The 12717-nt window shown below is 62.9% G+C and carries 14 protein-coding genes; 13 read left to right on the forward strand and 1 reads right to left on the reverse strand.

The features are described 5' to 3' along the window. The first annotated feature begins 40 nt into the window (after positions 1–40). The 6 genes from fabA (at position 41) to RBB32_RS15795 (ending at position 4920) form a co-directional block, all read left to right on the forward strand. Positions 41–550 (forward strand): bifunctional 3-hydroxydecanoyl-ACP dehydratase/trans-2-decenoyl-ACP isomerase, encoded by a 510-nt coding sequence (gene fabA, locus RBB32_RS15770; RefSeq protein ID WP_306154113.1) that lies wholly within the window; start codon positions 41–43, stop codon positions 548–550. A 12-nt stretch (positions 551–562) separates the two neighbouring features. Beyond that, a complete protein-coding gene (locus RBB32_RS15775; RefSeq protein ID WP_306154115.1) occupies positions 563–892 on the forward strand; it encodes a zinc ribbon domain-containing protein YjdM in 330 nt (109 codons plus the stop codon). A gap of 188 nt (positions 893–1080) precedes the next feature. After that, positions 1081–2310, forward strand: a complete 1230-nt coding sequence (gene fabB / locus RBB32_RS15780) for a beta-ketoacyl-ACP synthase I (RefSeq protein WP_306154118.1) — start codon at positions 1081–1083, stop codon at positions 2308–2310. Positions 2311–2317: 7 nt separating this feature from the next. Continuing rightward, on the forward strand, positions 2318–3109 hold the full coding sequence (locus tag RBB32_RS15785) for an enoyl-ACP reductase (RefSeq protein ID WP_306154119.1): 792 nt from the start codon (positions 2318–2320) through the stop codon (positions 3107–3109). Positions 3110–3188: 79 nt separating this feature from the next. Beyond that, complete coding sequence (locus RBB32_RS15790) at positions 3189–3470, forward strand: hypothetical protein (protein WP_306154121.1); 282 nt, start codon at positions 3189–3191, stop codon at positions 3468–3470. A 148-nt stretch (positions 3471–3618) separates the two neighbouring features. Next, on the forward strand, positions 3619–4920 hold the full coding sequence (locus RBB32_RS15795; RefSeq protein ID WP_306154126.1) for a glycine cleavage T C-terminal barrel domain-containing protein: 1302 nt from the start codon (positions 3619–3621) through the stop codon (positions 4918–4920). Here RBB32_RS15795 and RBB32_RS15800 read toward each other — a convergent pair. Then, positions 4917–5786, reverse strand: coding sequence for a glycosyltransferase family 2 protein (locus tag RBB32_RS15800; RefSeq protein ID WP_306154128.1), 870 nt, complete (start codon positions 5784–5786; stop codon positions 4917–4919). The genes RBB32_RS15795 and RBB32_RS15800 overlap by 4 nt on opposite strands. A gap of 110 nt (positions 5787–5896) precedes the next feature. Here RBB32_RS15800 and miaB point away from each other — a divergent pair, with 110 nt between their 5' ends. The 7 genes from miaB to lnt all read left to right on the forward strand — a co-directional run bounded on the left by miaB (position 5897) and on the right by lnt (position 12702). Then, a complete protein-coding gene (miaB, locus tag RBB32_RS15805; protein ID WP_306154130.1) occupies positions 5897–7222 on the forward strand; it encodes a tRNA (N6-isopentenyl adenosine(37)-C2)-methylthiotransferase MiaB in 1326 nt (441 codons plus the stop codon). A gap of 330 nt (positions 7223–7552) precedes the next feature. Then, a complete protein-coding gene (locus RBB32_RS15810; RefSeq protein WP_371931075.1) occupies positions 7553–8131 on the forward strand; it encodes an OmpA family protein in 579 nt (192 codons plus the stop codon). A gap of 11 nt (positions 8132–8142) precedes the next feature. After that, positions 8143–8448 carry a hypothetical protein gene (locus RBB32_RS15815; RefSeq protein ID WP_306154132.1) on the forward strand — a complete coding sequence of 102 codons (306 nt, stop codon included), beginning with the start codon at positions 8143–8145 and terminating at the stop codon, positions 8446–8448. 156 nt (positions 8449–8604) lie between these two features. Then, entirely contained in the window at positions 8605–9615 is a 1011-nt protein-coding gene (locus RBB32_RS15820; protein WP_306154135.1) for a PhoH family protein, read from the forward strand. An 84-nt stretch (positions 9616–9699) separates the two neighbouring features. Continuing rightward, positions 9700–10197, forward strand: a complete 498-nt coding sequence (gene ybeY / locus RBB32_RS15825) for an rRNA maturation RNase YbeY (protein ID WP_306154137.1) — start codon at positions 9700–9702, stop codon at positions 10195–10197. A gap of 45 nt (positions 10198–10242) precedes the next feature. Continuing rightward, positions 10243–11160 carry a transporter associated domain-containing protein gene (locus RBB32_RS15830; RefSeq protein WP_306154139.1) on the forward strand — a complete coding sequence of 306 codons (918 nt, stop codon included), beginning with the start codon at positions 10243–10245 and terminating at the stop codon, positions 11158–11160. Positions 11161–11163: 3 nt separating this feature from the next. Continuing rightward, complete coding sequence (gene lnt / locus RBB32_RS15835) at positions 11164–12702, forward strand: apolipoprotein N-acyltransferase (protein ID WP_306154141.1); 1539 nt, start codon at positions 11164–11166, stop codon at positions 12700–12702. The last annotated feature ends 15 nt before the right edge of the window (positions 12703–12717 follow it).

Genomic DNA, 12717 nt, shown 5'->3' on the forward strand with positions numbered 1-12717 from the left:
CCGCAACAGTTCACCCGGACCAAGGAAAGGGCCGCCACGCATGGCCGATTACCCGAGCAGCTTCAACCGCGACGACCTTCTCAAATGCGCCAAGGGCGAGCTTTTCGGCCCCGGCAACGCGCAATTGCCAGAGCCGCCGATGCTGATGATGGACCGGATCACCGATATTTCCGGCGATGGCGGCCAACACGGCAAGGGCCACGTTGTTGCCGAATTCGACATCACCCCGGACCAGTGGTTTTTCGAATGCCACTTCCCCGGCAACCCGATCATGCCGGGCTGCCTCGGTCTCGATGGCCTGTGGCAACTGACCGGCTTCAACCTCGGCTGGCGCGGCTGGCAGGGGCGGGGCTATGCGCTGGGCGTGGGCGAGGTGAAGCTCACCGGCATGGTGCGCCCCGATCGCAAGATGCTCACCTATTACGTCGATTTCACCAAGGCGGTGCAAACCCGCCGCCTGACCATGGGCGTGGCCGATGGCATCGTCGAAGCCGATGGCGAGGTGATCTATCAGGTCAAGGATATGAAAGTGGCGCTCAGCGAAAGCTGAGGCGATACGCCCATGGACCTGCCCCCGTGCCCCGAATGCGCCTCCGGCTACACCTATGAAATGGACGCCCTTCTGGTCTGCCCGGAATGCGGCCACGAATGGTCCGCCTCCGCAGACGCACAAGATGTCATCCGCGACAGCGTCGGCAACCCGCTGGCCGATGGCGATACCGTCACCGTGATCAAGGATCTCAAGCTTGGCGGCACCTCCTCCTCGGTCAAGGTGGGCACCAAGGTCAAGAACATCCGGCTGGTCGATGGCGACCACGATATCGACTGCAAGATTCCCGGCGTCGGCCAGATCGGCCTGAAGTCGCAGTTCGTCAAGAAGGTCGCGAAGTAGCGGGCGGCCCCCGCTTTTTCCTGGCCCAAGTACCCCGGGGGTTTGGGGGCAGCGCCCCCAAGGCCTGCGTGGCCTGAACGCAACCCAACCCCTTGTGGCATCGCCACGCCGCATGGCAATGGTCCTTCGTGCTTGCACCATCGGGCAGCCCTGTCATACACAGTTGCCAACAAACCGAAGGAGGCCACATGCGCCGCGTCGTCGTTACAGGGCTGGGGGTTGTCTCCAGCATCGGCAACAATGCCGAAGAGGTTCTCGCCTCGCTCAAGGCCGGGAAATCCGGGATCACCGCCAACGAGGCCATGGCCGAGCATGGCTTTCGCAGCCAGATTGCCGGTGACGTGAAACTCGACGTTACCGAACACGTGGACAAACGCACCCTGCGATTCATGGGGCCGGGGGCGGCCTATGCCCATATCGCCATGGGGCAGGCCATCGCCGATGCCGGGCTTGAGGAAAAGGATATCGTCAACCCGCGCACCGGGCTTGTCGCGGGCTCGGGTGGGCCCTCGACCTCGGCCATGCTGGTCGCGCATCAAACCGTACTGGAAAAAGGCTCGCCCAAGCGGATCGGGCCCTTTGCCGTGCCCAAATGCATGTCGTCCACCGTGTCGGCCAACCTGTCGACGGCCTACCAGATCAAGGGCATCAACTATTCCATCACCTCGGCCTGTTCGACCTCGCTGCATTGCATCGGCAATGCCGCCGAACAGATCATGATGGGCAAACAGGACGTGATGTTCGCCGGCGGCGGGGAAGAGCTTGACTGGACCCTCTCGTGCCTTTTCGACGCGATGGGCGCGATGTCGTCGAAATACAACGACACGCCGGAAAAAGCCTCGCGTGCCTTCGATGCCGACCGCGACGGATTCGTCATCGGCGGCGGCGGCGGCATGCTGGTGCTGGAAGACCTGGACCACGCCAAGGCGCGCGGCGCCAAGATCTATGCCGAGGTCACGGGCTATGGCGCCACCTCGGACGGTCACGACATGGTCGCCCCCTCGGGCGAGGGGGGCGAACGCGCCATGCGCATCGCACTGTCCACGCTGCCCGAGGATCGCAAGGTGGGCTATATCAACGCCCATGGCACCTCCACCCCGGTGGGCGACGTGGGCGAGGTCGAGGCCGTGCGCCGCGTCTTTGGCGAGGGCACGACACCGCCGATCAGCTCCACCAAGTCCATGACCGGCCACAGCCAGGGGGCCACCGGTGCGCAGGAGGCGGTTTACTGCCTGCTGTCGCTGGAACATGATTTCATCATCCCCTCGATCAACGTGGAAACCCTTGATCCCGCGCTTTCGCCTGCCGAAGTCGCGACGGCCCGCGTCGACAATGCCGGGCTTGATAGCGTCATGACCAACAGCTTCGGCTTTGGTGGCACCAACGGATCGATGATCCTCAGCAAATATCACGGATGATTTTCACATGAGCAATTCCATGCAGGGAAAACGCGGCCTCATCATGGGCGTGGCCAACGACCGCTCCATCGCCTGGGGCATCGCCAAGGCCATGGCCGGGGCCGGGGCCGAGCTGGCCTTCACCTACCAGGGCGAAGCCTTCGGCAAGCGGGTCGAACCGCTTGCCGCCTCGGTGGGCAGCGATTTCCTTGTCGATGTGGATGTCACCGATGACGCCTCTCTGGATGCCGCCTTCGAAAAGCTGGCCACGTATTGGCCGACGATTGATTTCGTGGTGCACGCCATCGCCTATTCGGACAAGTCCGAACTGACCGGCCGCTTCATGAATACCAGCCGCCAGAATTTCAAACACAGCCTTGAAATTTCGGCCTATTCCTTCATCGACGTGGCGCGCCGCGCCTATCCGCTGATGAAGGACAACGGCGGCACACTTCTGACACTGACCTACCAAGGCTCCAACAAGGTTGTGCCCAACTACAATGTCATGGGCGTGGCAAAGGCGGCGCTGGAATCCTCCACCCGCTATCTGGCCAATGACATGGGGCCTGATGGCATCCGCGTGAACGCCATCTCGCCCGGCCCGATGAAAACCCTGGCCGGGGCGGCCATCGGCGGGGCGCGCAAAACCTACAAGCATACCGATATGAATGCGCCGCTGCGGGCCAATGCCACGCTCGAGGCGGTGGGCGGCACCGCTGTCTGGCTGGCCTCGGATGCGGGCGCCTGCACCAGCGGCGAGATCATCCACGTCGACGGCGGGTATCACGTGCTGGGCATGCCGCAGGCGGAAAATCTCTGACCACAAATTACCTCGGGTTTGCCCTATTTGGTCCCAAGCGTGCCCCATTTTCGCCATGTGATGTGGTCAAAATCATGGCATGAGACAAAGAGCATCAACTCAAACCCTGCTGAAATCCGAGAAGGCCCGCCTTCGTCAGGACGCGTATGAGCGCCGCGCGCGCAGCGCGAAGCGTTGGGGGCGGCGCTGCATGTATCTTTGCCTTCTGGGCGGTTTCGTCGCCGTATGGCAGGATCCGGGCTATGGCCCCAAGATCAAGGGCGCGCTTGCCGATGCGGCGCATTCCGCCGATGTCTACCTTGGCGGCGATGGCAACGCGCGTCAAATCGTGCTGGCCGCCCTGACGGATGTGCCGGGCTAAGACCCAACCCCAAACCCGCGATTGTCGGCCGACAGCCACATGGCGGCACGGCCCGCCGATACGCACGGCACAACACCGGGGCGTTGTCATAAAATCGTGACACATGGATCGGTTGATCGCGGCACCACCGATCCCCACCTCTTAATGTATGACACATCAAAACCGCACCCACCCGAACGTGCCCGGCGTGGATCAGTCGGACCGGAACGTTCCCGCGAACCTGCGCCAATCCGGCCCGACCCCTGTGCAAATGCTGATCTCGACCCGGGTGCGCAAATCCCCCTTCTGGCACCTGTCGATCGAGGCCGGCGCATGGCGCGCCACGGTCTATAATCGCATGTATCACCCGCGCGGCTATGCCCGCCCCGAAGACGGCGGCGCGATGGCCGAATACCGCGCGCTGGTCAACGGTGTGACCCTCTGGAACGTGGCCGTGGAACGCCAGATTTGCGTCAAGGGCCCCGACGCCGAGGATTTCGTCAATACCGTCATCACCCGCGACGCCACCAAGATCGAACCGATGCACGGCAAATACTGCATCCTGTGCAACGACAAGGGCGGCATCCTGAACGACCCCGTGCTTTTGCGTCTGGCCGAAGATGAGTTCTGGTTCTCGGTCTCGGACAGCGACCTGATGCTATGGCTGCAAGGGGTCAACACCCCCCGCCGCTGGGATGTCGATATCACCGAACTCGACGTCGCCCCCCTGCAAATCCAAGGCCCCCTGTCCGAAGACCTGATGGCCGACCTCATCGGCGAGGAGGTGCGCAGCATTCCCTATTACGGGATGATGGAGGCCAAGATCGAAGGCTGCCCCGTTGTCATCAGCCAAACAGGCTTCAGCGGTGAAAAGGGATACGAAGTGTATGTCCGCAACGCCTCGGAAACCGCCGAACCCGTATGGTACGGCATTCGCGGTATCGGCGCGCGCTATGGCCTGCGGGTCATTGCCCCGGGCCACCACCGCCGGATCGCGGCGGGTATCCTGTCATGGGGGCAGGACATGGATGCCGAAACCTCGCCCTTTCAGGTCAACCTTGCCTATCAAGTGCCGCGCAAGAAAACCGCCGATTACATCGGCAAACAGGCCCTCGAACAGCAGCGCGCCCAGATCGAGGCGGGGCAATACCCCTTCGCCCTCAAACTGGTGGGGCTGAAAATGGGCGGGTTGCCGATCACCGATTACGCGCCCGATTTCTGGCTTGTGGCCGATGAAAAGGGCAGGCGCTGTGGCTATGTCACGTCGCCATGGTATTCGCCGGACCTAGAAGAAAACATCGCCTTGGCCTATGTGCCGTGGGATCATTCGGCTATCGGCACGCGCCTCAAGGTGGAACTTCCTGAAATGTATCAGGAAACCTCGGGCAAATCCGTCGATGCGGTGGTCAGCGATGTGCCCTTCGTCGCCTCGGAACACCCAAGCGCGCGGGAACGGCGCAAAGCCGGTTAGAACCACTGCCCCGGTTCCATCAGGCCCAGATCCAGCAACTGGCGCGAATGCCACTCGAACCGCGTGGAATTGTGCCACTTGAAGGTTTCGATATCGAAGGTGGAACCGGGGTTCGACTTCAACGCCTTGGCCGTCCGGAACGAGACGATCGCGGCAGTCAGGTTGTGATGCCAAGGGCAGGCATAGGTGTTGTATTCCTCGTCTGAAAACGTGTGGTCGTCGCGCAGGGTCAGTTCGGGCTTGGATTTGAACAATGCGATCCGGTCGATCTTGCGGCGCTTGGCGGGGATGTGCTCTTCATAGCGCCAGCGCAGGCCGCCGAAGAAATCCAACTGCCGTTCCTTGGGATAATTGTGATTGTCCGGATCGTTGCGGGCCAATGCATAGTAGCCCGATTTATCCAGATGCGCGTCTTCCAGCGACACCGCGTTGGGATGCGCCTCTAGGTTCCCGGCATAAAGGTCCACCACGTAGCACAGCATCGCGTCGCGCCGCTCTTCGGTGTGGAAGGTCAGCAACTCTCCAACCGTGCGTGTTTCGCAGAAAGGGTAAAACAAGTATTCGGCGTTATAGCAGTAATACAGCCAAAGCCCCGGCGCGGCGGCGCTGACGCGATTGACCGCATCAAAGCAATCGTCCCCCCGCACCACGTCAAAGTTGATCCGCTCCACCTTGTCGGCCACGTCGTCGGGCAACCCGAAAGCCTCGGGCATGAGGACCAGCAGCGTCTTGAATCCACAATCCAGATGATGCCGCACGGTGCTGCCGATCTCCACGTCGTCCTCGACGAAAATCAAGGCCACCGGCCCCTTTGCAAGGGTCGTGTCGGCTGTTTTCAGAAAGGTATCAAGATTGTCGTGTCGCATCACCGGCCTCGGGTTTTTGGCGCTAACGTCGGCCAATTCGTGGTCCATTGCAAGGCACCCGTTCATTGGTGTAGGGAAGCGCCCTGAAACTCTGCAGGAGCATGCCCGTTATGGCCGATCCGAAAAAACTTTTTATTAAGACCTACGGCTGCCAGATGAACGTTTACGACAGTGAACGCATGGCCGAGGCCATGGGCGGCGCGGGGTATGTCGAAACCAACAGCCCCGATGACGCCGATATGATCCTGCTCAACACCTGTCATATCCGCGAAAAGGCCGCCGAGAAGGTCTATTCCGAACTGGGCCGCTTCCGCAGCCTCAAGGATGAAAACCCCGATCTGAAAATCGGCGTGGCGGGCTGCGTGGCACAGGCCGAGGGCGAAGAAATCATGCGCCGTCAACCGCTTGTGGACATGGTCGTCGGCCCGCAAAGCTATCACCGCCTGCCACAGATGGAGGCCAAGGCCCGCGAGGGCAAGAAGGCGCTCGATACCGATTTCCCGCTGGATGACAAGTTCGAGACCCTGAAAAACCGCCCCAAGGCGAAACGCGGCCCCACCGCCTTCCTGACCGTGCAGGAAGGTTGCGACAAGTTTTGCGCCTTCTGCGTGGTCCCTTATACCCGCGGGGCCGAGGTCAGCCGCCCCGCCACCCGTATTCTCGACGAGGCCCGCGACCTGGTCGACCGCGGCGTGCGCGAAATCACCCTGCTGGGTCAGAACGTCAACGCCTACCACGGCGAAGGCCCCGACGGAAACGATTGGAGCCTTGCACGCCTGATCTGGGCCCTCAACGACATCGACGGGCTTGAACGTATCCGCTTCACCACCTCGCACCCCAACGACATGGACGAGGCCCTGATCGAAGCGCATGGGACATGCGAAAAACTCATGCCCTACCTGCACTTGCCGGTGCAATCGGGCAGCGACCGCATCCTGAAACGGATGAACCGCAAGCACACCGCCGAAAGCTATATCCGCCTGATCGAACGCATCCGCGCCGCGCGCCCCGATATCCTGATGTCGGGCGATTTCATCGTCGGCTTCCCCGAGGAAACCGATGCCGATTTCCAGGCCACAATGGACCTGATCGAAGAGGTGAAATACGGCTACGCCTTCTCGTTCAAATATTCCACCCGTCCCGGCACCCCGGCGGCGGAACGCGCGCAGCTTGACGAGGATGTGAAATCAGACCGCCTTTACCGCCTGCAAGAGCGGATCACCCACCACCAACGCGCCATACAGGACGCCATGGTCGGCCGCGAGGTCAGCGTTCTGTTCGAAAAACCCGGTCGGCTTGAGGGGCAGATGGTCGGCAAATCCGAATACCTGCACGCCGTGCACGTGGCCGATTGCACCGCCCAACCGGGCGAAATCGCCCGAGTCAAGATCGTCGAAAGCGGGTCGAACTCCCTGTCGGGTCAACTCGTGGGCTGAACCGGGCAGGGCGGGCGCCTCTGATTCCGACCGCAATCGCGTCCATCGCGGCGGGCAGGGGTTAACGATGCAGGCCCAAACCGCCGGCCTGCGCCGGATCACAGGGCCGGGCCGGGGCGCGGCCAATCCGCCCTAAGTGGACGAATTTACAAGATTTTTGGCCTTCGCCTGCCGAATTCTCGGTATAGTTAGTTATTGTTTCCACTGCCGACACAATATCTGGTGAATTTTTCTTCACATCGGTCCTAAACTTGTTAAAGTGAAAGGATAATTCGTTGAGGGCTTGTTGTTTTTCGGCCCTCGTGGGGGAAGTAAACAAGGACAGTGGCTGTGGTGAAAGATTTTTCCAAGACAGTTCGCAGCGTTCTGGGGGGGCTCGCTGCCGTCACCCTCGGACTTGCAGCATCGGCAGAGGCCGGTCTGGCGCAGCAAGGCCAACGCACGGTCAAGGGTGAGATTTATCAACCCGGCATCTGGGTCGATCCCGACGGGTGCGAACACTGGGTGATGGACGACGGTGTCGAAGGGTACATGTCGCCGCACGTCAATCGCCAGGGTATCCCGGTGTGCCGTCGTGGCAATGTTTGCGGGGTGATGAACTCCGATCAGTATTTTGCCACCGACAGCGCCAAGATCAGCGTCGCGGGCCAACGCCGCCTTCAGGAATTCTTCCAGACAACCGGCGCTGTCTCTTACATCATCACCGGCCACACCGACAGCCGCGCCTCGGACAGCTACAACATGCGGCTTTCCTATCGCCGGGCGAACTCGGTGGCGCGCGTGGCCCAAAGTGTCGGGGCGCGTATCGCCGATGTCCGCGGGTATGGCGAACGCATGCCCAAGGCAACCAACAACACAGCGGCGGGCATGCAGAAAAACCGTCGCGTCGAAATCATCTGCATCAACTAGGGGGCGGTCCAATGACATATTTGAAACTCATGCTTGCCGTGCCCGTTGCCGGGCTTCTGGCCGCCTGCGATGCAGGCCCCAACAAGGCCTATGACCGCCAGCTTTTTGATCGTGACCACCTCAGCACTATGAATGCAGGTATCTGGGTCGATCCCAACGGCTGCGATCACTGGATCATCGACGACGGGGTCGAAGGCTATCTTTCGCAACGGCTCGACAAATACGGCAAACCGGTATGCTCCGGTACGGCCCCGCCGACCGTCGCCACCGGCGATTTCAAGCAAGGCTCCACAGGCATGATCGGGGATCCGATCTAAGGTGGTGCCGCATGCATATGCTATTGGAAACAGCCGCAGGGTCACGTCCTGCGGCTGTTTTCGTCTCAAATCCATGACATTTCACCACCCGCCCTTGCGCCCACCTGCGCAACTTGGCACCCTTTTCCCCAAAAGCTGCCAACCTTGGAGATCTGATTGAACACCACCGTGTTGCCTCCCGCCGAAGATGCCCTGCACGAAGCGGCCATTGAATTTCCCGACAACCGTCTTTTGATCGACCTTTGCGGCGAATACGACCGCAACCTTGCCGACATCGAACAGAAGATGGGCGTGCAGATCCTGCGCCGGGGCAACCAGCTTGTCGTCATGGGGGACCAGGCGGCGGCAAAGGAAACCGTCGAGGTTCTGACGGCCCTCTACCAACGCTTGGAGACCGGCAAGCCGGTCGAGGCGGCGGATGTCGACCGCGAATTGCGTATGGACACCACCGACGATGACACCGGCACCCGCGATGGCGACCAGCTTGAGATGTTCAAGGGCGGCCGGGTCGAGATCAAGACCCGCAAGAAACTGGTCGAACCGCGCACCGATGCGCAAAAGGCCTATGTCCAATCGCTCTTCGGCAATGAACTGGCCTTCGGCATCGGCCCGGCGGGCACCGGCAAGACCTATCTCGCCGTGGCGGTGGGGGTGTCGATGTTCATTGAGGGCCATGTCGATCGGATCATCCTGTCGCGCCCCGCGGTTGAGGCAGGCGAGAAACTGGGTTACCTGCCGGGCGACATGAAAGACAAGGTCGATCCCTACATGCAGCCGCTTTACGACGCGCTGAACGACTTTCTGCCCGGCAAGCAACTGGCCAAGCTGATCGAGGAAAAGCGCATCGAGATCGCGCCGCTGGCCTTCATGCGGGGCCGGACACTGGCCAATGCCTTTGTCGTTCTGGACGAGGCGCAAAACGCCACCTCCATGCAGATGAAGATGTTCCTGACACGGCTGGGCGAAGGCTCGCGCATGGTCATCACCGGCGACCGAAGCCAGGTCGACCTGCCGCGCGGTGTGACCTCCGGGTTGCACGACGCCGAACGCCTGCTGAAATCCATCCCCAACATCGCCTTCAACTATTTCTCGGCCCGCGACGTCGTCCGCCACCCGCTGGTGGCCGCGATCATCGAGGCCTACGACAAGGATAACCCCGCAGGTTGACGGCCTGCGCAAAACCCGCCAAAGCCTTTTCTTCTTTTCGCAAATATCCCGGGGGTCCGGGGGCTGGCCCCCGGCAGTTGCCAGATGCTCACCGATACATTGATTGAGGATGCCCGCTGGCAAGAGGCCGGGCTGGGTGACCTTGCCGAAGCCGCCGCGCGAGCCACGCTGGCGCATCTCGGCCTGGCCCCGGCGGATTGGGAAGTCGCCGTGCTGGCCTGTGATGACGCGCGCATCGCCACGCTCAATGCCGCGTTTCGCGAAAGGCCCACCCCCACCAATGTGCTCAGCTGGCCTGAAACCGATCTGGCGCCCGCGGCCCCGGGCGCCGTTCCCGAAAAGCCCCCGCAAGGGGGCGACGAGGGGCCGCAGCACCTTGGCGATATCGCCATCGCCTATGACACCTGCGCCCGCGAGGCCGCGGAACAGGGCAAACCCATGGCCGATCACGTTACCCATTTGCTGGTCCATGGTACGCTTCACCTGCTGGGCTACGATCATATCCGTGACGAAGATGCCACTTTGATGGAAGCAACCGAAGTGGCCATACTTGGCAAACTGGGCCTTGGTGACCCATATTAAGCTTTGACCGGGGGCCGCGCCCCCTTAACCTGGACGAAAGAGACAATGGGCGACAGTACCGAAGACTCCTCTAACGCAGCGCAACGCGCGCAGCCCCAAGGGCAGGACGAGCACGATCACCACGATCACCACGACGAAGACCAGGGCGGGTTTTTCCGCCGCATCATCGGGGTTCTGACCCCCGGCGAGGACGACGCCCAAGGCGACGACATCGACCCCGACAGCCGCCGCCCCGCCAACGCCGGCCCCGGCATGGGCAACCTGCGCGACATGGCGGTCGAGGATGTCGCCATCCCCAAGGCCGATATCGTCTCGGTCCCCTCCGATACCTCGAAAGACAACCTGGTGCAGGTCTTCCGCGACAGCGGCATGACCCGCCTGCCGGTCTACGAGGGCACCCTCGACAGCCCCATCGGCATGGTCCACCTCAAGGATTTCGCCCTCAAGCACGGTTTCAACGGCAAGGGCGGGCGCTTCTCGCTCAAGGATACCCTGCGCCCGCTGCTTTACGTGCCGCCCTCCATGCCCATCGGCGTGCTCTTGCAGAAAATGCAAAGCGAACGGCAGCACATGGCGCTGGTCATCGACGAATACGGCGGGGTGGACGGCCTTGTAACCATCGAAGACCTGATCGAACAGGTGGTCGGCGAAATCGAAGACGAACACGACATCGACGACGATCAATACTGGACACGCGAACGCCCCGGCACCTACCTCGCGCTGGCCAAAACCCCGCTTGAGGAATTCGAAGAGGAAATCGGCCAGTCGCTGACCGACACCGAGGAGGTCGACGAGGAAGAAATCGATACCCTGGGCGGGCTGGTCTTCATGCTTCTGGGCCGGGTGCCGGTGCGCGGCGAGGTGGTCGAACACCCCGCCGGTGTCTCCATCGAGGTGACCGAGGCCGACCCCCGCCGCATCAAGCGCCTGCGCGTCCGCATGCCCGAGGCACAGGATGGCTAAGCCATGCCCGACGTCCCCGCCGCCGCCCCGCGCCTGAGCGAAAGGGCCGCCGCCCTGCGCCCCCGCTGGCGCTGGGCGCTGCTATTCGCGCTCGGGGCCGTGGCGGCCACGGGGCAGGCGCCCTTGGGTCTCTGGTGGCTCTCGATCCCCGCCTTTGCCGCCTGCCTTGCGATCCTGCCCGCGCTGCCCGACTGGCGCGCGGCGGCCTGGGGCGGGTGGGCGATGGGCGCGGGCTATTTCGCGCTTGCGCTCAACTGGATCGTGGAACCTTTCCTTGTCGACGCCGCGCGCCACGCGTGGATGGCCCCCTTTGCGCTTTTCGGCCTTGCCGGCGGCCTTGCGCTGTTCTGGGCGCTGGCCGCCGGGCTGTCGCGCCGCCTGCGTGGCGGCGCGCTGGGCCTTGCCTGCGCCCTCACCCTGTCCGAGGCCCTGCGCGGCACCGTTCTGACCGGCTTTCCATGGGCGCAGCCGGGCCACGCGCTGATCGACAGCGCGCTTTTGCCGCTGGCCGCGCTTACAGGGCCGCTTGGCCTTACCTTCGCGCTTCTGGGCAGCGCCACGGCCTTGGGCGCGCTGCTCACTGGCCCGCGCCTGCCCGGCGCGCTGGGCCTTGCGGCCTTTGCCGCGCTTTTTGCCGTGGCGGGCCAACTGCCCCCCGCGCCCGCCACACCCCAGGACGCGCCCACCGTTCGCCTGGTCCAGCCCAACGCGCCCCAGCACCAAAAATGGGACCCGGCCCATATCCAGACCTTCTTTGACCGCCAGATCGCCTTTACCGCGGAACCGGGGCAGGGCGGCCACGCCCGCCCCGATCTCATCGTCTGGCCCGAAACCGCGGTGCCGGTGCTTCTCAACAACGCAGAACCTACCCTCGACGGGATCGCCCGCGCCGCCCAGGGCGCGCCCGTGGTCCTTGGCCTTCAACGGCACGACGACCGGCGGCTTTACAACTCCCTCGTGGCGCTGGATGCCTCGGGCCGGGTCAGCGCACTTTACGACAAGCACCACCTTGTGCCCTTCGGCGAATATATCCCCTTCGGCGACCAGCTGCAGAAAATCGGTATCACCGCCTTTGCCGCGCAACGCGGCAACGGCTATTCTCCGGGGCCCGGCGCACAGGTGATCGACCTTGGGCCAGCCGGGTTTGCCCTGCCGCTCATCTGTTACGAAGGTGTCTTTCCGCAGGATGTGCGCGCCGCCCCCCGGCGCGCCGATGTCATGCTTCTGGTCACCAATGACGCATGGTTCGGCGAAAACTCCGGCCCCTATCAGCACCTCGCCCAGGCCCGCCTGCGCAGCGCCGAGATGGGCCTGCCGATGATCCGTGTGGCCAATACCGGGGTCTCGGCCATGATCGACGCACGCGGGCAGATCACCGCGCAGATCCCCCTGAACAAGGCCGGGTGGCGCGACGCGGCCCTGCCGCCCCCCATGGCCCCCACACCCTATGCTCGCATGGGCGACCTGCCCATGCTTGCCGCACTGCTGGCCCTCATGGTCCTGTGCTGCCTTTATCCCGTGCTTGGGCGCAGGGGGACTTAGCGATTGACGCCACTG

Origin of the sequence: Roseovarius sp. MMSF_3281, from assembly GCF_030733685.1 — a bacterium.
Classification (GTDB): Bacteria; Pseudomonadota; Alphaproteobacteria; order Rhodobacterales; family Rhodobacteraceae; genus Roseovarius.

What these genes read in the sequence shown, in the direction of transcription:
- fabA (WP_306154113.1), top strand. Translation starts at nt 41, where the DNA reads ATGGCCGATTACCCGAGCAGCTTCAACCGCGACGACCTTCTCAAATGC.
- RBB32_RS15775 (WP_306154115.1), top strand. Translation starts at nt 563, where the DNA reads ATGGACCTGCCCCCGTGCCCCGAATGCGCCTCCGGCTACACCTATGAA.
- fabB (WP_306154118.1), top strand. Translation starts at nt 1,081, where the DNA reads ATGCGCCGCGTCGTCGTTACAGGGCTGGGGGTTGTCTCCAGCATCGGC.
- RBB32_RS15785 (WP_306154119.1), top strand. Translation starts at nt 2,318, where the DNA reads ATGAGCAATTCCATGCAGGGAAAACGCGGCCTCATCATGGGCGTGGCC.
- RBB32_RS15790 (WP_306154121.1), top strand. Translation starts at nt 3,189, where the DNA reads ATGAGACAAAGAGCATCAACTCAAACCCTGCTGAAATCCGAGAAGGCC.
- RBB32_RS15795 (WP_306154126.1), top strand. Translation starts at nt 3,619, where the DNA reads ATGACACATCAAAACCGCACCCACCCGAACGTGCCCGGCGTGGATCAG.
- RBB32_RS15800 (WP_306154128.1), bottom strand. Translation starts at nt 5,786, where the DNA reads ATGCGACACGACAATCTTGATACCTTTCTGAAAACAGCCGACACGACC.
- miaB (WP_306154130.1), top strand. Translation starts at nt 5,897, where the DNA reads ATGGCCGATCCGAAAAAACTTTTTATTAAGACCTACGGCTGCCAGATG.
- RBB32_RS15815 (WP_306154132.1), top strand. Translation starts at nt 8,143, where the DNA reads ATGACATATTTGAAACTCATGCTTGCCGTGCCCGTTGCCGGGCTTCTG.
- ybeY (WP_306154137.1), top strand. Translation starts at nt 9,700, where the DNA reads ATGCTCACCGATACATTGATTGAGGATGCCCGCTGGCAAGAGGCCGGG.
- RBB32_RS15830 (WP_306154139.1), top strand. Translation starts at nt 10,243, where the DNA reads ATGGGCGACAGTACCGAAGACTCCTCTAACGCAGCGCAACGCGCGCAG.
- lnt (WP_306154141.1), top strand. Translation starts at nt 11,164, where the DNA reads ATGCCCGACGTCCCCGCCGCCGCCCCGCGCCTGAGCGAAAGGGCCGCC.